This window comes from Chitinimonas violaceus (assembly GCF_052601015.1).
In genome coordinates this window covers 1-19834 of the sequence record NZ_JBQXDJ010000022.1, presented here as the reverse complement: position 1 = coordinate 19834, position 19834 = coordinate 1, and the positions used below count along the sequence as shown (strand labels likewise).

The following is a 19834-nucleotide window of genomic DNA, read 5'->3' as shown; positions in this document are numbered from 1 at the left end:
GATAGCCGACGCCAGACTCAGGCAGCCATGTTGCCGATTGTGTGCTCCGAGCCGAAAAGCCCCCGATCCGGGTGCAACCGTCCACGATTAATTTGCTATTCGCTTCCGAGACCCAGACCAATGCGCAATCCATTACTCGACTTATCAGGCCTGCCACGTTTTGCCGACATCCAGCCTGAGCATATCGCCCCCGCTATCGACCAATTGCTGGAAGAAGCGCGTGCTGCGGTCAAAGCGGCGGAAGTCGTCAACCCGGTCAACTGGGATAGCTTCGTCAATCCGCTTGATGACGCTACCGAAAAACTGGGGCGTGCCTGGGGCCAGGTCAGCCACTTGCAAGCTGTCGTCAACACCCCTGCCCTGCGCGAAGCCTACAACACCAACTTACCGAAGGTAAGCCAGTTTGGTGCAGAAGTCGGTCAAAACCTTGCGCTATTCGCCCAATACAAGAAGTTAGCGGCCGGCCCTGAATTCGCAAGCTTCAGCCCTGCCCGCAAACGTATCATCGACAACGCACTGCGTGATTTTCGCCTCGGTGGCGCTGAACTTAGCGATGCCGATAAGCCTCGTTTCACCGCTATCAAGGAAGAGCTGGCTACCCTGTCTGCCAAGTTCGAGCAGAACGTGCTCGATGCGACCGACGCTTACACGCTTTACGTCGAGACAGAAGCTGAACTATCTGGCCTGCCTGCCGATGTGATCGCCATGTGCCGTGCCATGGCCGAGAAAGAAGGTAAGTCCGGTTACAAGCTGACGTTGCAGATGCCCTGCTACCTGCCAGTGCAGAGCTATGCAGACAACCGCCAGCTACGCGAGACCCTTTATCATGCCTATGCAACACGCGCCTCTGAACTGGGTAAGCCGGAGCTGGACAACTCGGCCGCTATCGACCGGATTCTGGTGCTGCGCAAAGAACTGGCCAGCATGCTGGGTTTTGCCAAGTATGCGGATTACTCGGTCACAACCAAAATGGCAGACAGCCCTGATGAGGTGCTGACCTTCCTGCGTGACCTGGCCCAACGCGCAAAACCCTACGCCAAACGCGATCGTACCGAACTGGAGGATTTTGCCCGTGCCAACCTGGGCATGGCGGAGTTGCAAGCATGGGACTTGGCCTACGTCAGCGAAAAGCTCAAAGAAGCGCGGTACAGCTTCTCGGAGCAGGAAGTGAAGCAGTACTTCACAGAGCCACGCGTACTGGCTGGCTTGTTCAGCGTCATCCAATCGTTGTTCGGACTGACCGCCGAGTTGGACAAAGCGCCGGTATGGCAAGAGGATGTGCGCTTCTATCGGCTTGTAAACAGCGAGGGGAAGCTCGTCGGGCAGTTCTATCTCGACCTCTACGCACGTGAAGGTAAGCGTGGCGGCGCCTGGATGGACGACGCACGCAACCGGCGGATCAAGGTCGACGGCGTGCAAACCCCGCTGGTGTACCTGACCTGTAATTTTGGTCGTGGCATGGATGGTAAGCCTGCCACCTTCAGCCACGACGAAGTCATTACCTTGTTCCACGAGATGGGCCACGGCCTGCACCAGCTGCTGACTGAAGTCGACGACTTGGGTGTCGCGGGACTCAACGGCGTGGAATGGGATGCCGTCGAATTGCCCAGCCAGTTCATGGAAAACTTCTGTTGGGAATGGGATCGTGTCGTTGCGATGACCGCTCACGCAGAAACCCACCAACCGCTGCCACACTCCTTGTTTGTGAAGATGCTGGCCGCCAAGAACTTCCAAAGTGGCATGGGCACTGCACGTCAGTTAGAATTCGGCTTGTTCGATATGGAGCTGCATAGCCGTTTCGATGCCAGCAAGGAAACTGTCATGCAATTGCTGGGCCGTATCCGTGCCGAGGTTGCCGTCAACCACCCACCCGAGTGGAACCGCTTCCCACATGCTTTTGGCCATATCTTTGCCGGTGGTTATGCCGCGGGCTACTACAGCTATAAGTGGGCAGAAGTGCTAAGTGCCGATGCCTATGCAGCTTTCGAGGAAGCGCCTGAGCAGATCAAGCTGATTGGCGAGCGATTCCGCCGTGAGGTCTTGGCCGTTGGCGGCAGCCGTCCTGCCATGGAAAGCTTTAAAGCCTTTCGTGGGCGGACACCGGCCATTGATGCGTTACTGCGCCATAGTGGCATGGCCGGCTGAGTCAAAGTCCGCTGCGCGTCAGCAATACAGCGTTAAAAACAGCCTCGGAATGCTCATTTACCATGAGTAAACTCCGCGTCCTCGGCTGTTTTCGCCTTGTCTTGCCTTAGCTCGCGAGACTTTTAGCAGGCTCCAGTTGAAGTAAAAAACAAGCGGCGTGGTTAAGGGAATCCCCCTCAACCACGCCGCTGGCTTATGAAGCGTTAATTCGGCTATGGGCTTACTGTGGCTTTCAGAGCCAGCCCTGTATACGCAGCGTAACCGTACACCCCAATGTAATAGTCGCCCACGCCCGGTGAATTCACACTACAGCCTTCCGCGCTGGTTGGTCCATCTGCCTTGCAGGCGTAGACCGAGTTGGTAGGTAAGGCACCCGCACGCACAAACATGTCCGCATCACCATTGTTTCCCGTAATCGAGACGCTCAACGAGGTGCTGCCGCTGGGAACGGCAATGCGGTAGTAGCTCCAGCTGCCAGTTGCACCCGCTTGATTCGGCAATGGCACGCCACTGGTCAATGGCGTTGCGGAAGGCCCACCGGTTGTGTTGAGCGTACCTTTCAACGCATAGAAACCCAGTGAGGAATACTTGGAAAATCCATTCTGCGGCGTACCTTCTGCCCCGCCCTGAATCACCAGGCGATAACTGCCTGCAGGTAGGCTCAAACCAACAAACTCCGCAGAACGATTTACTGCCAGATTGCTTTGCGCAACGACCTGACCGGCCGCGTTGTACAGCGTAGCATCCACATCCAGCATACGTAGATACTCAATCGGGTCGACGCGCAGGTTTAATGTACTGGTGCTATTCAGGTTGAACGTAAAGGCATCAGCATCGGTCGTGCGTTCGATCTGCCCCCAATTATCAAGCGGGTTGATTTCGCCACCGCTTCGCAATACCAACGCTTTGCCATTGGCATTGTCGTCGTCCATATAGGGCACGTTTTCTTCAACATTCATGATGCGCAAGTCGTCTTCCTGATTGGAAGCCGTTGCGTACTCGCCTTTACTCCAGGTGAAGAGCTGGTTCGCCCAACTGCCGCCATACCAGTAATTACCCATGATGGGACACCACTGGAAAGCAGGAATACCCTCAAAGTATTCTCCACCTTTGCCACCGCCATCGTGCAGCATACCCATCTGGTGGCCAACTTCATGCGCAGCCGTCATCCCGATACCGTAACCATAATCCCAACCAGAAGACGGGTTACGGAATAAGGTACCGGCAGACGTCGTACCGAACGAATGCACCGGGGCGTAGGAGCGGCCATCTTGATTGACGTAGTTGATGATGCCCGTACGCAGCGGGTTGGCGGCACGGGCGGCATCATAGACCTGGCGGTTGGTGGTGACATTGAGCTTGAGCATCGAAAACTGGTCGGCCACTGATTGCCAGGTACGATACATCTGCTCTTTGGTCACGCCATTGAGCGGTGTAGAACCATTCATGACCGCCGTGGTATTCAAATAGAACACCCACGGGCTACCCGGTTTGCTTTCGAGCTTGGTAAGGTCTGTGTTAGGGTAGGAGCCAATATGCGGGGCTTGGCGCAAAGCCATGGGGCTATACACCGGGTGGTTCACCGCAAGCGTTCTGTCTGCCAACGCCTTATCGACTCCTCGCTGAAACGCTTCATCAAAGTCAGGATAAACCTTGGTGATGGAGACCTGAGTTACAGTAACCACGCCACGCTCATCGGTACGGTACTCATAGGCCTTACGCTTGTCATGAAATGCCAGGTAGCCATGCAATTGCGTACGTGTCCCCTTCAGGAAGAACACCGAATTTCTGGTCTCCTTGGCATGGCCGGAAATCGATACCAAGCCGTTCTTATCGTAGAAGTCCTTGATCTCGACCTCTAGTGATTCACCATCCAGCGTGCGGGGAAACGATGCAGCAGAATTTGTCCGCTGCATACGCAACATATCGATAACTACTTCACTTTTACCTAACTCCAAAGCGGTTTCAGCGAATGCGGTTGCGGAAAGACCGGCAAGTAGCGCAACAAGCAAGGGAGTCAACAGCCGAGTGCGATTCAGATAACGCATGGTGTATTTCCTTGTTGGTGAGTGGACAGAGATGCGGGACATCACTGTAAACACCGACTTGGGCACGACAATGCACTATGTGGGAAACACTTGATGAGAACCTTTTCACGACTTGGTTATGCAGCCGAGATCGGGGCTTGGAGCAATTGCTCCCAAAGTTCGCCGCATGAGCCTGAAGACCTGCTCAAGGTCTTAAGCCTGTTTACGGTTCTTAACTGCGCAGCTGTGATCAGCGCTTATGTGCTGCTCTACGCCCTGCTGACAGCCGCTCGTGACAGATCGTAATCAAGCTTTTAGAGCCTGTTCAGAGTCTCGCCAGCCAAAGCGCGCCCCTGAGCGGGTTCTTAACGAGTGACAACTGAAGAAACAAGCCGCATAGAAACCAGGATGCACGCGTACATCTGGATTTCAGGCAAAGCAAGCCCCTGCAAGGTCACACGAGAAGACAATGACCGAGTATCAGACACATCCTGGACTGGAACTAGATATCCCCCTACCAACAGCCGTTTACACCGATCGTAAACCGGCATCTCTATCCAACGCATGCCGCGTTGATAGTTCCCCGCGCCTTGCCCTGCTTGCAAGCCGAGGTTTCTTTGCTGATGTTCATCGTGGGTGAAACACCATCAGACTCACAACCAGTGAATCAAAAAAAACCTGCATATTCAATGCACAACGATATGCGGTAGGTCCACATACAAAAAGCCCCAGTCCATAAGAACCGGGGCTTTATCACGAGCAGTACTTATATTTCTTTAGGCGCTATTGCTTAGTAATTCAGCAAGCAATTCTACTGCGCAGCCGTGATCAGGGCTTATGTGCTGCTCGAAATCCTCATGTACCCAAGTACATTCCGGTTTCTGCGCTGTTCTGCACCCCGCTGACGACTGCTCGCGACAGATCGTACTGACGCTTAGAATCAGCTCAAAGTCTTACGAGCTAATGCAAGACAAAGCGAAAACAGCCGAGGAAGCGGAGTTTACTTATGGTAAATAAGTATTCCGAGGCTGTTTTAACGCCGTATTGCTGACGCGCAGCGGACTTTGATAGGTTGTTAGAAGGTGCCTTGCAGCCCCAACCCTAGTGCGTTGCGCTTTTCCTTACCCAGGCCAAATGTATGGCTGTAGCTGACATAGCCGGACAAGGTCTTGGTGAAGCTGGCACGCGCACCGCCGGTCAGCACGGTATAGCTCGAATCTGGCGCGCCAACGTCGGTATTAAATGAGGTCGGTTGAGTAACAAGACCGGCTCTTACTGTACGCTTGTCGTCCTTGGTTTCCTTGTATGCCATGAGCGATGCGAATGGTGTGATACGGTCAAAGTTCATCTCCGCCTTGCCACCCAAACCCAGCAACAGCGAATCTACGCGCTGCTTGTCAAAACGCATGGCCGTGCTGCAGGCAGCCGGCGCAGCAGAGGTACCGCACTGATTCTGTTCGGCATAGCCACCAATCGTGCTCTCGCTATAGGTCAAGCTGGCGGTCGGTATCAACGACAGCGAACCCATCGCCATCGTATAGCTGCCCAACAGACGGAAACCCACCATCGTACCGCTGGTATCACCCTTCTCGGTACGGGTTGCGGTACCTAGTGTGATATGGCGATTGATCTTGTCAAAGCGGCTAGACCCGAAGAACACATCTCCACCGAATGACATCATGCCCAGGTCGTACCGGCCATACAGAGACATCAAGCGGCTGGTGGCGCGGAATTCACCTATACCATTGGAAAACTCTGTGCTGTGGCGCACCTGGGTAACCGCCGCACCAACCACCGCATTGGCGCCAACCTGGCTATCGATACCCACTGTAGTCGCCGTATTGGCCCCATCGCTTTCCAGGGTCTCAGCATTGCCTTTGAAATCGTTATGCAGACGGTTCATACGTACATAAACATCCATGCCATTCACCGACCGTGCACGTACACCGCGCTCATCGATAGCGGCATGGGTCGATTGTGGCGCAGCGGACTGGGCATTAACCAGTTGGGCGGCGAAGTAAGGCGCATCCAATACCGACGCAATGTACTGGAAAACTGCGCGGTGTACTTCCGGCGTGGGATGGAATGTATCAGAGAAGAAATAACGCTGGCTGTTATCGTAACCGGCCGACATCGGCACCCCAGTAGTGCCATCGAAACAGTTATTGGCATTCGAAGCACAGGCATTACCAGTAACATTGTCAAAGCCATAAGCGCTTGGATTAGCCAATACTTCCTTCATCAGACGGTTGACGTCCAACTGGATGATCGAACCATCAGCGCCCAGTGCACTCAACCCGGCAGCGAGGTTAGCGTTGTAAACGCTGTCTACCAGACCCAAAGCACCCGCAGAAGCTGTTGCATAGCCGTTTGAAATCTGAGTGTTGATCGTAGCGGATTGTGCATTCAGTGCCGCACCAGCCTGTGCTGTGATACCAGCAGTCAAGGCAGCCACGGTAGCATTGTATTGTGCAGTTGTGGTCAGCACACCCGCGCCAAACAACACGTCTGCCACCGCTTTAGCCGCAGCAGCAGGATAACCCGTCACAATCGAGTTGGTAGCAGCCGTTGCCACATTGCTCACTGTAGCCGTGGAACTCGCTGCATTGGTGTTCAACGCTGTTTGTACGCTGGCATTCAGATTTGCCGGTGTTACTGCAGTCAATGCCGATGCTGTCGCAGAAACCAATGCTGCATTGCCTGCCAACGCCGGATTAACTGCGCCCAGTAAGTTTGTTGCATAAGCAGTTGCACCACCTGCGCCAGTAGCTACTGTTTGGGCTACCGTAGTCGCGGCAATGCCTGCCACATTAAAGAAGAGGCGGGGAGTCTTGCTCACATCCGGTGCATTCAATACCAGAATGTGCTTGGCACCCGCGGCTTGGAGCGTACCAATCTGCGTCAAAGTATCTGTAGCGGCTTGAGCCATGATCGCCTGGCCAGCCAACGCACCGCCCGCACCACTAGCTGCAGTCAATGCAGGCACCACGTCATTGCCGCCAATCCAAACGGTATAGAGCGCATTGGGATCAGCCTTGCCACCGCTATTGGTCAGGAAATTGGTTACCTGGGCCCCCAAGTCAGCCGGCGCACCAGCCACTTCAGTGGCCCTGGCGCCACCTTGGGCATAATTGTTACCGGTAGTGCCCAAAGCAGGATTTGCGCTGTTGACGGAGCTCAAGGTCTTGCCAAATTTCGCAGCAAGCAGATCAGCATAGAAGTTTGACCAATTGGTCGTAAAACGCACATTACCGGTACCGGCTGCAGGGTTACCAAATGCACCCGTGTCGGTCAGGCTATCGCCAAAAAAGTAGGTATTCGAATAACCGCCAGCTGCCAACACAGTTGCGGGCGCGAGTGCAGCACTCACTGCTAAGGCGGTAAACGTTTTACGAACCAAGCCAATGCGTTTCATTTTTTAGGTATCTCTCTCAGAGTGGTTGAGCTTTAGAATTCGATGCTGCCCCGCGTGTGCAGCGTGTTGAATGCTGAACCGACTTCATTGACACAACGGACTGGATTAGTCAGAACCCGCGTAGGGACTGGCATTGCGGGGCTCATTTTGTCGCCACTATAGCGACTAGAGAGCTTTTACACTAGGTGGAATACGTGAATACAGACGTTATCGTCATCGGCGCAGGTGCCGCCGGCATGATGGCTGCAGCCAGCGCAAGCCAGCGCGGACGCGGCGTTACATTGATTGATCATAGCGAGCGCTTGGCCGAGAAGATTCGAATCTCGGGCGGTGGCCGTTGCAATTTCACCAACACCCAAACATCGGCCGAACGATATCTGTCGCGTAATCCACATTTTTGCAAGTCGGCGCTCGCACAATATACGGCGCAGGATTTCATCGACCTCGTCAACCGCTACGGTATCGCCTGGCACGAGAAGAAACTCGGCCAATTGTTCTGCGACGAATCGGCACAGGACATTATCGACCTGCTCAAAGCTGAGTGTGACCTTGGTGGTACGGTATGGCGTATGGGCACTGCCATCAAAAGTATTACCAAGACTGATACGGGATTTCAGGTCGATACAGAACACGAGAGCTGGCATTGCCAGAGCCTGATCATTGCAACGGGCGGGCTATCGATTCCACCTATTGGGGCAACCGGGTTTGGTTATGAGGTTGCCAAGCAGTTTGGCCTCCCCGTCACGCCATTGGCTGCTGCACTGGTACCACTGACTTTCGAACCCAAAGACCTCTTCAATGAGCTAGCGGGTGTTTCACTGGACTGCGATGCACACGGTGGTGATGGACCCAGCTTTCGCGAGAACGTGCTCTTCACCCATCGCGGTGTGTCCGGGCCGGCTATTTTGCAGATTTCATCGTACTGGCATCCTGGGCAGGAGATCGCGCTGGACCTGCTGCCGGGTCGCGACGCGCATGCACTCTTCGAAGAGGCGAAACGCAGCGATACGCTGCTGCCCAATGTACTGGCAGATTGGCTACCCAAGCGCTTTGCCCAGGCTTTTTGTGAGACTGTCGTCCCCATCAAACCAATGAAGCAATACACCCCGCGCGAATTGGACAGCGTGGCGCAACGCCTACACGAATGGTGTGTGATCCCTAGCGGCAGCCAAGGCTATAAGAAAGCGGAAGTCACCCGTGGTGGTGTCGATACCGACGCATTGTCCAGCAAAACCTTGATGGTCAAGAAGGTACCAAGGCTATTCTTCGTGGGAGAGGTAGTAGACGTTACCGGCTGGTTGGGAGGGTACAACTTCCAGTGGGCGTGGTCGTCTGGTTGGGTGGCAGGCCAGAATGCTTAGAACTTGTCTACGATCTTACTGCGCAGCTGTGATCAGGGCTTATGTGCTTCTCGAAATCCTCATGTACCCAAGTACATTCCGGTTCCTGCGCTGCTCTGCGCCCCGCTGACAGCTGCTCGCAACAGACCAAAGGTTCTTAGAGCCTGTCTAAAGTCTCGCGAGCTAGAGCAAGGCAAGGCGAAAACAGCCGAGGAAGCGGAGTTTACGCGTGGTAAATGAGCATTCCGAGGCTGTTTTTAACGCCATATTGCTGACGCGCATCAGACTATAGACAGGTCCTTAGCTTTCACCCTCTGCCGACTCTTCACTCTTCGGTGGGTTCGGTACCACTTCTGCCAATGCAGCCTGAATACGTTGGGTTAAAGCTGGGTCCTGCGGCGCCATGGTGGCGAGACAAGCCTCTGCTTGTTCCTTGAAGACAAGGTCACGAAGATTTTGGTAGCTTTTGACTGCGGCGTTGGCAGCTGCTGCCAACAGACGGTTGTTGTGCGTACGCTGCCCTTCAGCGACCAATAGTTCAGCCGCCGCGCGAAAATTCTCCTGCATAACCAGTTCTGCAGCCTGATTGGTGATCTGTGCAACATGGTCACTGGCCGAGGTCAAAATCACCAGAAGCGCCGGCCTGCAGGCGAATCGTTGTGCCAACAGCTCCTCTGCACTGCGGCCGGTATCGAAACGCAGGGCAATGGGCTCAACCCATTCAGCCAATGTTGCCGAGATATCATCGGCATACAGGCGATCCACCACCGTGAAATAGTCCAAGGCAAATTCGAAGTTGAATTCAGGCGCTTCCCAGTTGTCTGCCAACTTGCGCATGATGTCGATTGCCGCCAGCGGTTCACGCTTAGCAATCGCCTCGCCCGATTGCGCCAGCTCGCCATACCATTCACCCCGGGTAGCCATGCTGCTGCCGGCTTCTTCATGCTTTTGTTTCGCCGCTATTTGCTTTACCAAGCTGGCAGCGTCAGCAGTGTGCCCTTGATCGAACTGTAGTAGGGATAGATGAAACAAGCTGCGGTAATCGAGGTCGATGGCTTTGCCATTCACTTTCACAGCCTTGTTGAGATACTCAGCCGCTTTTTCCGGTTGTCCAAGACTGTAGGCCAACTGCCCCGCCTGCTGAAGCCGTTTAAGGCTATGCGGGGTGATCTTGATGGCCTGCTCAGTAATATCCAACGCCTCGGCAAAGCGCTCATCCGCCAAATAAAATTCATTGAGCTGGTTGAAAACCGGAAGGTAACGAAGGTGCTGACCGATAATGTCCAACATCGCAGCTTCAGCAGTCGGCTTATCACCCTGACGCAACGCCACCCTCGCCAGGCCGAGTTTCGCCCAGGCTGGATTGCGGGTTTCCAATATCCGCTTGTACATGGCGGCAGACTCATCCAGCCGCCCCAACCGCATCAGGATATTGGCAGACAGTTTTGCAATATCCGTCAGATATGGGGTTTTGACCCCCATCATTTGTTGAGCAGCCTTAAGCGCCTGATTGTAGTTTTTGGCGTTCAAGCCCTCATAGATCTCCATCAGCGCCTGGCGGCGGTTGAATGCCTTCTCGATCCGTTCAGACAGACTGCCGGCCTGTACAGGCTTGAGCATGTATTCATCCGGCGTCTCTTCCGCTACACCAACCACACGAGGATAACTCGCTTCACCAGTGACCATGATAAAGATGGTGAAAAGCGGTAGTGCTTTTTTCTCGCGCAACTCCTCAAGCAGATCCTGCCCTGTTTCCTCTGCATCGAAATGGAATTCGCACAGAACAATGTCGTACTTGTTCTCCAACAACCTGCGCCGGGTTTCGTGCAAGGTGCTCGCGGTATCAATACGCGGAATATCAAACCCTTGCAGGATTGAGCGTAGCGATAAGCGAGCCGTGGAGGAAGGATCGGCCACGAGAGCGGACAGTGAACGCTGTGGCAACATAGGAAGGCACCGAAATGAGGTTAATCCAGCCCGGAACTCGTATACATCACAGCCAGTGACCGTTTTTGCTGATTAAGACTGGTGGGTGCCAGCAGTACTGCGTCAAGTCGCGTTGGCAACACGATGTAGATTATCACTATAGACAAGGCCATCCAGTACCAACCAGATGGCCCCTGCCTTCATACGCTTCTCAACGCTTGCCGTATAAGAGACGGGCATCCAATGCGTGCGCCAGGGCAAACTCATACTGCCCACCAGCAGGTATACCTGTTAAGGGAATCTTTGCACTTCCGCCGCTCAAATTCATCGCCAGCACCCGTCGCTCGCTTCCTACCTGCGTCACGGTCAAACTTGGAAAGGCTGCCGCATTCCAGCTCACCAACAGCATGCCATCCTGCTCTCGCCAGCTCACACTCGGCGCACTATCAACCACCTTGGTCTGCATGGCAGCGGTCGAGACAGACTGATTGTTTAACAATCGACCATTCTTGAACATTTCCAACTTGGCCAGTGGCCCAGAATAAGGGATAGCCAGACTGAAATGCTCTAGTCCAGGCGCACCATCCTCTACAGGCACACTACGAACCGGCTGCTCACGTACAGTACCATCTGCCAGTGTTATCCGCAGAACATATGCCCCGCCGGCATCGTAACGGGCAAAACCACGTTGGGCAGTAGGTGTAGCAAAACGCACACCGTTCATATCGACTCTCCCACTAATTACCAGCAAATCAGTCTCTGGCGCCTGATTGATCACCAATGGGAAGGTGATGGACTGTAAGTAAGTCTGAGTTGCGTTGTAGTTATAGTCAGAGAACCAACTGGAATTACTGCAATAGCCCATGATGTCGTTGAGCCCAGCCGGGTTGACAATGCTTCCCGGGGCCCCAGTACCACTGTAATTAACGGCATAAACACTGTTGATATCATAAAGTGGGGTGCCGTTCAGCGCACCTCCTGCATAAGGGTAGTTAGCATCTGGGTTACCCGCTCCACCACACGGCGCATGATACCGGCTAAAATTGTGCCCAATTTCATGAATAAATGTCTCGGCCCATCCGGAATACCCAGTATCCAACCCAATACCTGCAAGATGACTGTTACTGCCTACAGAGTTGACGAATGCCAAACCCGCATAAGGCTTGCTGCTGCTAGGTAAGAAACCATAGTATTGGCGACCATTGCCTTCGCTATCGCGTAATGCCTTTACGTCATCCAGTACATTGTCCCAATCCGCCCCGGACGCTAGCGGGCCGCCAACTTGAGATGTGGTATATGGAGCTCGGGTGATAATGTCCACGTTGGTCGTAGCTAACGGTAATGTCCGTAATATTTCAGTACGTGCTTCCGTGAGCGTTGGGGCAGTAGCTGTAACGCTACCTGTACGGACCGGCACAAGGGTCAGTTTAAGACTGGTTGCAGTCCCCATAACCGGCGTGGCATCCAAACTGATGCCGCCAGCCGATGGTGGCACACTGACGGTCACATTGAGTCCGCTGACCACCTGTGCTGCGGTCAAAGTTGCGTTGTAGGTCTGCCCCAACTGTAATGGGTCCTCACTGGTTGGCAAGACACCCGGCCCCCCCGTCATAGGCAAACTCGCCACAACGGTACTGCCATTCTTCACCACCAGCGTAATCCCGGGATCAGTCATCCCGTTGGAACCCTGCACATAGGCTCTTACCACCGCAGGTTTACCTGGAACCAGTCGCTGGTACTGCACACCGGCTTTTTGTGAATAGGTTTGCATGAAATCTATCCGGCTGATGGTCGCAACTTGATTGGCACTAACCGCATAACTCCCTACCGTTACTGTCGCCTGACTGTTTGACGCCAATGTGATAGTACCGCTTGTAGCGCCAGGTTGTACCGTGAAGCTCATCGATGTATCGGTACGCGCCGGATCAATGGTTTGTACTACTCCAGACAAACTAAGGGTACTTACCTCGCTGAAGCCAGAACCGCTGAGCGTTACCACAGTTCCAGCCAAGCCAAAGGTTGGGTTAAAACTGTTGACAACAATGCGCGCGGCCACCCGGTAAGTTTTCGATGTAGTAAGTGAGCTGTCTGCAGCAACTAATTGCAAGGGAGCAGTACCCAGGGTAGCCCCGACAGGTACTGTTACTGTCAGCTGGGTAGGCTGCTTACTGGTAATCGTCCCTTCTACGCTGCCAAACATGACTTGCGCAATCCGGTCCAATCCGGCCCCGGTCAATGTAATGTTGCTACCGGCAATACCTTCTGTTGGACTGAGGTCAGTTACATTCAACGGGGTCAATACAGTCACGTTCAGCGGGCTAGTAACTTGCGTCCCACTCTTGGTTGTCAATACTGGCGCGCCAGAAGTCGCGTCGGTGGGGACAGTCAAAACCAACTGCGTAGCAGATTGACTGACGATGGGTAAATCCACCGTGCCCAGTTTGGCGCTTGCTATCTGGTCCAGGAAAGTGCCAGTAATGGTGATCGTCTGGCCAGGCACAACTGTAGAGGGAACGTTACTAATCGTAGGTGACAGATCAACTACTATATTGTACTCCGTCGTGGCCACGTTCCCTGCTGTGCCATCCGTAGCGCTCACTTCCAATTTACCTGTGACGGCATTCGCGGGCACAATCACAGTAAGACTGGTGTCTGAAATTATATTGGGTGTAGCAGTTGATACTGCGCCCAAACGAGCGGATGTCACCTTCTTGAATCCAGTACCCGTAACAGTCAGCGTTCCACCGGGCCGGACAGTACGAGGACTGACCTCTGTGATGGTTACGTTAAGCCCGGTACCGGTGCCCGTTCCAGAGCTTGTCCCGCTGCCGCTCCAACACGATGCCAACAGCAGGGTTAGGCAGATCGCTAACACGCGCATGAGGATAGACATGGTCCAATCTCCGTCAGGTAACCAAGGTCTGTTATGAACGCCATTTATCAGTAGAGAAGTACGTTTCTACAGATCCTCAACCAACAACGCTATGTAGCCAGTGATTGCGATGAAACCACCATGCCATCTTCATCGGCATACAACCAATAGCCTGGCAGGAAGCGCACGCCGGCGAACTGCACCGGAACATTGCTGCTTCCCTCCCCCTTCTTCACACTTTTTCGTGGGTGCAGCGCCAGAGCTCGAATACCTACTGCCTGTGCATGGAGCTCGACTGAATCACGAACACAACCAAACACCACAATCCCTACCCAGTTATTCTTTACTGCCAGCTCACCCAACTGCCCGCCTACGAGCGCACACCGCAGGCTGCCTCCCCCATCGACTACCAACACACGACCGTTACCCGGTGTTTCCAAAGTGCTACGTACCAGACTGTTGTCCTCAAATACTTTCAGCGTAGCAATCGGGCCGGCGAAACGTGCATGTTGACCAAAGTGGCGAAACAGCGGATCGACTACTTGTACCTGATCACCGTATTCGTCACTAAGGTCAGTTGTCATCAAATTCATTCAGGCAATTCCAATGGATAAAATTGAATAGGGATGAATCGAGCCTAGCAAAACGGGGAGCACTCGGCTCCCCGTTATTGTGTGAACTGATATCCGGCCGACGATCGGCAAAATCTATTTCTATTTGCGTTTAGTCCACAAACCTAATCAGTACATGTTCACGATCAGCTGTCAGCAGGGTGAAGCGCAGAAACCAGCGTGTGCTTGGGTACTTTGAGGCTGGCCACTACGCAGTAAGACCGTGAACGGGCTCCTAGATGTTTAGTCCCAATACATCCTGCATGTCGTAAAGCCCGGCAGGCTGCTCACGCAACCACAATGCCGAACGCACGGCACCTTGTGCAAACGTGGCGCGGGAGCTGGCCTTATGGGTAATCTCAATACGCTCGCCATCCGCCATGAACATCACGGTATGGTCCCCCACCACGTCGCCCCCCCGTACCGTGGCAAAACCGATAGTAGAGGGGTCACGTGCGCCGGTCACACCTTCCCGGCCATACACTGCGCACTCTTTCAGATCGCGCCCCAATGCATCAGCCAGCACCTCGCCCATACGCAGAGCCGTACCCGACGGTGCATCCACTTTGTGACGATGATGTGCCTCAACCACTTCGATGTCGTAACCAGTGTTCAACACACGAGCGGCGATGTCCAGTAATTTGAAACTGAGATTCACACCTACGCTGAAGTTGGCGGCGAACACAATACCGACATCGCGGGCGGCCTCTTTCAACGCACGCTTGCCAGCATCATCAAAGCCCGTAGTCCCCACCACCAGATTCACACCAAGTTCGCGACAAATGGCCAAATGCGCCAAGGTGCCTTCCGGGCGGGTGAAGTCGATCAACACATCGGCGTCCCGCAAAGCAGTACGAAAATCACTGCAAATCGCCACGCCTGTCTGCCGGCCAAGCGGCATTCCCGCGTCCTGCCCAAGAGATTCCGCGCTTTCACGGTCCAAAGCCACGCTGAGTTTACAATCAGGATGACTGGTCACCGTATCTATCAGCACTCGCCCCATACGGCCCGACGCACCAGCAATGGCAATACGCAATTGAGAACTCATTTTGCCTGCTCCCTGGGATTGGCCGGTGCCTGTCCGGTAATCACCGCGCGAGCTGGTAAGGTCTCCCCGCCCATGCTGATCAGGCGGTCGCCCTCAAACTGGACGTAATAACGCTTGTTCTGCGCCACTTTGCTGCCAGTGCTCTCGTAATAGAGATAGTCCCAACGATCCGGATGAAATGCATCGGCCAACATCGGTGTACCCAATGCGAATCGTACTTGGGAACGCGACATGCCAATCTTGAGTTTGGCCACTTGGTCAGCAGTGACCGCATTACCTTGCGGCACTTCCAACTTATAGGGGGTGAGGTAGCTACAGGCCGATAATCCAGCCAACAGAAAAGCAATCAAAAGTGTGCGCATGGGTTACAAATAAACACGTAAAAGGAGAATTCGGTGGCCACCAGGAGCCTGTTCAACATCCGATACCAGCAGATTCTCTGCCGTTTCAGGTCGCCAAGTGCACCTAGACAGTAGAAACCCTAGACTGCGGCAAGACGGGGAAGTGCCGTATCATATCTGTGAACCCTAACTCAGAACATATACCCCCGGATACAACCATGAGTAAAGCAAGCGATCTTAAAGATGCTGGCCTGAAGGCCACCGGCCCACGGCTAAAAATCCTCAATTTGTTTGAAACCAGTGACCAACGTCACCTGACAGCGGAAGACGTCTACCGTATGCTGCTTGATGAACAGGATGACGTCGGGCTCGCTACGGTCTACCGTGTTTTGACCCAGTTCGAACAGGCCGGCCTTCTGGTACGGCACCATTTCGAATCGGGCAAGGCGGTGTTTGAACTGAACCAGGGAGGACACCATGACCACTTGGTATGTGTAAAGTGTGGCAAGGTCGATGAATTTTTCGATGCTGAAATCGAAAAACGCCAGGATGTCATCGCCAAGAAACACAATTTCATGATTCAGGATCATGCCATGTATCTGTACGGCATATGTGCGGAGTGTCAGGTCCGCCTTGCAGGTAAGCTGAAAGCACAATGATTCCTTGGCTGGGCCGGGCGCTGGCCTTTCCCCCCTTGCAATCTGCCTTGGTCGAGCCCAATGGCCTCCTTGCCGCAGGAGGGGATCTCAGCCCGGAACGACTCCTACTCGCTTACGGCCAGGGTATCTTCCCCTGGTATTCGTCAGGAGAACCCATCCTGTGGTGGAGCCCGGACCCTCGCATGGTTCTGTTGCCAAGCGAGCTGCACATTCCGCGTTCCCTACTCAAAACCCTGCGCCATAGACCTTACGAAATACGATTTGACACCGTATTCAGGGAAGTGATGGTGTGCTGCTCCACCGTACAGCGCCCCGACCAGGACGGCACCTGGGTTGGCCCCGAGATTATCGACGCCTATTGCCAGTTGCATGAGCAAGGCTGGGCCCATTCGGCCGAATGCTGGATGGATGGAGAACTCGCTGGCGGTCTCTATGGTGTTGCCATCGGCAAGATGTTCTATGGCGAGTCGATGTTCGCCCATCGGTCTGATGCATCCAAGATCGCCTTTGTTCATCTGGTACGCTGGCTGGAAGAATCCGGTTTTGGATTGATCGACTGCCAAATGCGTACCGCGCATCTAAGCCGGTTTGGTGCGCGCGAAATCAGCCGTGATGTCTTTTGCAGCGAACTGGCTAGACTGAATCAAGCGCCCAGCCAACCCGGCCTATGGCATTACCCGACCACCCGAAAGTGGGAAGAATAATGTGAGCCACCCTAGCGATAGTCGCCTAATCCGATTGCAGTTTTATGCGACAGCGCCCTACCAGTGCAGCTATCTGGACGACCAGATGGCGCGCTCGCAGGTGGCTATTCCCGCCGAATTGATCGACGCACATATCTACAGCCAGCTCGTACGCAGCGGTTTCCGCCGTAGTGGCCTGTTCACCTATCGTCCCTGGTGTGACCAATGCCGCGCCTGTGTGCCAGTACGCTTACGTGCTGATGAATTCCAACCTGACAGGACCCAACGCCGGGCCCTGAAACGGCACAGCAACCTCACTGTCACCCTTCTCCCGCTGGTCTATCAGGACGATCACTACGCGCTTTACCACCAATACCAGAAACAACGCCATAGCGGCGGCGGCATGGATGAAGACAGCAGGGAACAGTACGAAAACTTCATCCTGAAAAGCCAAGTAGACAGCTTCCTGGCCGAGTTCCGGCTGGATGGCGAACTCAAGATGGTCAGCCTGATCGACCAACTCAGCGACGGCCTTTCATCGGTCTATACCTTCTTCGACCCCAACGATACCCATGCCAGCTATGGTACCTACAACATCCTTTGGCAGGTGGAACGTACCCAGCAGCTGAAGCTCCCGCATGTCTACCTTGGGTATTGGATAGGCCAATGCCGAAAAATGGCCTACAAGGCCCGGTTCAGTCCGATCGAAGGCTTGGTGGATGGTGTTTGGCGACTACTTTCCCCTTACGAAAAAACTGGCTAAAGCTTGTTGCTATTCTGTAGCGGGCAACCTCTTACCACTCAGGTTTGGCTTGCTGAAGGTGCCCCTACACGAAAATGCCCTACATGCTGCCGTAATTCACTGACTACTTGGCGTAACTGTTCGACACCAACATCGACGGCGCGCATATCAATCGCTGCCGCCTGAATGCGTTGGCCAATTTCAACCATGCTTGATGTGGTGTCTTCTACCGACGCGACTTGGCTGCGGGTGGCATCGGCTATATCGGTCGCCAATTCACGCATGGTACCGGTGTCGCGCAGGATAGCTTCTTGACCCCCCATGGCCTCTCCCAAATCAACCACGCCTTGGCCTACACCCTCGCTCACCTCACGCATTGCCGCAGCTGCAGAGCGGGTGGCTGATTCGATCTGCTGCGTCATCTGACTGATATCCGCCGTAGATGTAGCGGTTCTTTCCGCGAGCTTACGCACCTCATCCGCCACGACAGCAAAGCCACGGCCGCTCTCACCTGCCCGGGCAGCTTCTATCGCTGCGTTAAGTGCCAGCAAATTGGTCTGCTCGGCAATTTCCTTGATGACAGATGCCACCTGCCCTATCTGATTTGCAGCTTGGCTAAGTGCATCGATCATTGAGGAGGATTGCGCACTCGCTCGGGTTAACTGTTCACTGGCAGCTTGAGAACGTGCAATGCTTTGATGAGCTTGTTTAGCGGTGGTAGCCGCATCATTTGCGCGGTCTACGGTACGCTGGATGCTGGCACTCACCTGCTGCACCGCTACCGATAGCTCTTCTGCTGCTTTGCCGATTCGTGACGCCTGCACGCTGGCTTCCTCGGTCTGTACGCAGGTGTCCGCCGCCCGGTCTTTCAACTCAGCGGAAACATCGTCCACGCTATGCACTGCTCGTTGGATAAGTTCAATAGTACGGGCTTGCTCCTCAATCAGACGATTCACCGATCTGGCTGTATCGCCGATTTCGTTACGGCCCAGGTCAGGTAGTCGAAGCGTAAGGTCGCCTTCGATGCGGAGCAGAAAATCCCTGATCATTTCCAGCGGGCCGGTGATACCACCGACAATCCACCAGATGGCGGCGAAAAGGATAATCGCACCCAATACAATGACCGCGACGCTGATTTGCTGCACCTGGGCAATCATCTCAGCCTGCTCTTTGTGGCGAGCTTGCGAAGTTGTCTCGATCAGCTTGCTGAAGTTCTCCATGCTATCTTCAAGCTTGGAGAAACTGCTGGAAAATACCTGGAATGCAGCGTCAGCATCCGTTGCGTGGTGTTCAAACTTATCTAGCACAACCTGGGCTTGAGCTGCATAGCTGGCCAAATCGGGTTTTAGCGCATCCAGCGCAGTACGCTCTGAACTGGGCAGAAAATCCATCTTGTCGTTCTTATCGACGAGATCCCGAAAATTTCCCAGGTGCTCGGCCAGATCAGTACGCACCTTGTCAATCGCCTCCTTTTTAGGCGCCGGCTGCTGCGCCATCAGCCAAAACATATGCAATACATCCGACCGGATAGCGTCATGCATCATGTCTGCTTCGGTCTGGTTACGTAACAGACTGACCATCTGATCCGAACGCATTATCGCATCGGTCAAATTCCGACTACTGAAATATCCAACGCCGCCAACCAATAACATGACGGACATCGCAATAGCGCCCAATAGAAGGAGCCTGTATTTGATCGTGATATGTTCCATTGCCTTCTCCTCAATCTGAATCAGCAGTTCACACCTGCTTCTATGAGCAACGCTGTCATTTCCCCGCACAACGAGCTGATCCCACAGTAGTAATTTATAGGCGATTGAATTCAAAGCGTATTGTCCTGGGCTACACCAACGACGCCTCTTTGCGATGCTTACATCCACCCTCTACTTCTTCCGCTTAGAACCTGTTCAAAGTCTTTTCATCTAGCCCCAAACCGGCGATGCTTGCCCAATGAGAACCGCTTACCCCAGCGACGTCAGTCGCGAACAATTTGAAACCATTCGCCCACTGCTGGAAAGTGCCCGT

At 54.1% G+C, this 19834-nt stretch carries 14 protein-coding genes; 6 read left to right on the top strand and 8 right to left on the bottom strand.

Annotation, left to right across the window (positions count from 1 at the left end):
* The first annotated feature begins 120 nt into the window (after positions 1-120).
* Positions 121-2145 (top strand): M3 family metallopeptidase, encoded by a 2025-nt coding sequence (locus ACUHMQ_RS09705; RefSeq protein WP_445295263.1) that lies wholly within the window; start codon positions 121-123, stop codon positions 2143-2145.
* 212 nt (positions 2146-2357) lie between these two features.
* On the opposite strand, the gene ACUHMQ_RS09700 is transcribed toward ACUHMQ_RS09705, so the two are convergent.
* Complete coding sequence (locus ACUHMQ_RS09700; protein ID WP_445295262.1) at positions 2358-4193, bottom strand: PPC domain-containing protein; 1836 nt, start codon at positions 4191-4193, stop codon at positions 2358-2360.
* Positions 4194-4286: 93 nt separating this feature from the next.
* Between ACUHMQ_RS09700 and ACUHMQ_RS09695 the strand changes: the two genes are divergently transcribed.
* Positions 4287-4478, top strand: coding sequence for a hypothetical protein (locus tag ACUHMQ_RS09695; protein ID WP_445295261.1), 192 nt, complete (start codon positions 4287-4289; stop codon positions 4476-4478).
* A gap of 769 nt (positions 4479-5247) precedes the next feature.
* Here ACUHMQ_RS09695 and ACUHMQ_RS09690 read toward each other — a convergent pair.
* Positions 5248-7587, bottom strand: coding sequence for an autotransporter domain-containing protein (locus ACUHMQ_RS09690; RefSeq protein ID WP_445295260.1), 2340 nt, complete (start codon positions 7585-7587; stop codon positions 5248-5250).
* Positions 7588-7781: 194 nt separating this feature from the next.
* Between ACUHMQ_RS09690 and ACUHMQ_RS09685 the strand changes: the two genes are divergently transcribed.
* Positions 7782-8948 carry a BaiN/RdsA family NAD(P)/FAD-dependent oxidoreductase gene (locus ACUHMQ_RS09685; protein ID WP_445295259.1) on the top strand — a complete coding sequence of 389 codons (1167 nt, stop codon included), beginning with the start codon at positions 7782-7784 and terminating at the stop codon, positions 8946-8948.
* A gap of 279 nt (positions 8949-9227) precedes the next feature.
* Here the strand turns inward: ACUHMQ_RS09685 and ACUHMQ_RS09680 are convergent, their stop codons facing one another.
* The 5 genes from ACUHMQ_RS09680 to ACUHMQ_RS09660 form a co-directional block, all read right to left on the bottom strand.
* A complete protein-coding gene (locus ACUHMQ_RS09680) occupies positions 9228-10874 on the bottom strand; it encodes a tetratricopeptide repeat protein (protein WP_445295258.1) in 1647 nt (548 codons plus the stop codon).
* Between the two features lie 190 nt (positions 10875-11064).
* Complete coding sequence (locus tag ACUHMQ_RS09675) at positions 11065-13746, bottom strand: IPT/TIG domain-containing protein (protein ID WP_445295257.1); 2682 nt, start codon at positions 13744-13746, stop codon at positions 11065-11067.
* 89 nt (positions 13747-13835) lie between these two features.
* Positions 13836-14318, bottom strand: a complete 483-nt coding sequence (gene rraA, locus ACUHMQ_RS09670; protein WP_445295256.1) for a ribonuclease E activity regulator RraA — start codon at positions 14316-14318, stop codon at positions 13836-13838.
* A 253-nt stretch (positions 14319-14571) separates the two neighbouring features.
* On the bottom strand, positions 14572-15384 hold the full coding sequence (dapB, locus tag ACUHMQ_RS09665; RefSeq protein WP_445295255.1) for a 4-hydroxy-tetrahydrodipicolinate reductase: 813 nt from the start codon (positions 15382-15384) through the stop codon (positions 14572-14574).
* Positions 15381-15746, bottom strand: a complete 366-nt coding sequence (locus ACUHMQ_RS09660) for an outer membrane protein assembly factor BamE (protein WP_445295254.1) — start codon at positions 15744-15746, stop codon at positions 15381-15383. The genes dapB and ACUHMQ_RS09660 overlap by 4 nt, the downstream gene beginning before the upstream one ends.
* A 197-nt stretch (positions 15747-15943) precedes the next feature.
* Here ACUHMQ_RS09660 and fur point away from each other — a divergent pair, with 197 nt between their 5' ends.
* The 3 genes from fur to ACUHMQ_RS09645 are packed head-to-tail and all read left to right on the top strand — an operon-like array spanning position 15944 to position 17830.
* On the top strand, positions 15944-16384 hold the full coding sequence (fur, locus tag ACUHMQ_RS09655; RefSeq protein WP_445295253.1) for a ferric iron uptake transcriptional regulator: 441 nt from the start codon (positions 15944-15946) through the stop codon (positions 16382-16384).
* On the top strand, positions 16381-17088 hold the full coding sequence (aat, locus tag ACUHMQ_RS09650) for a leucyl/phenylalanyl-tRNA--protein transferase (protein WP_445295252.1): 708 nt from the start codon (positions 16381-16383) through the stop codon (positions 17086-17088). The genes fur and aat overlap by 4 nt, the downstream gene beginning before the upstream one ends.
* A 1-nt stretch (position 17089) precedes the next feature.
* On the top strand, positions 17090-17830 hold the full coding sequence (locus ACUHMQ_RS09645) for an arginyltransferase (RefSeq protein ID WP_445295251.1): 741 nt from the start codon (positions 17090-17092) through the stop codon (positions 17828-17830).
* A gap of 38 nt (positions 17831-17868) precedes the next feature.
* Here ACUHMQ_RS09645 and ACUHMQ_RS09640 read toward each other — a convergent pair whose 3' ends face one another.
* A complete protein-coding gene (locus tag ACUHMQ_RS09640) occupies positions 17869-19521 on the bottom strand; it encodes a methyl-accepting chemotaxis protein (protein WP_445295250.1) in 1653 nt (550 codons plus the stop codon).
* Positions 19522-19834 lie beyond the last annotated feature (313 nt).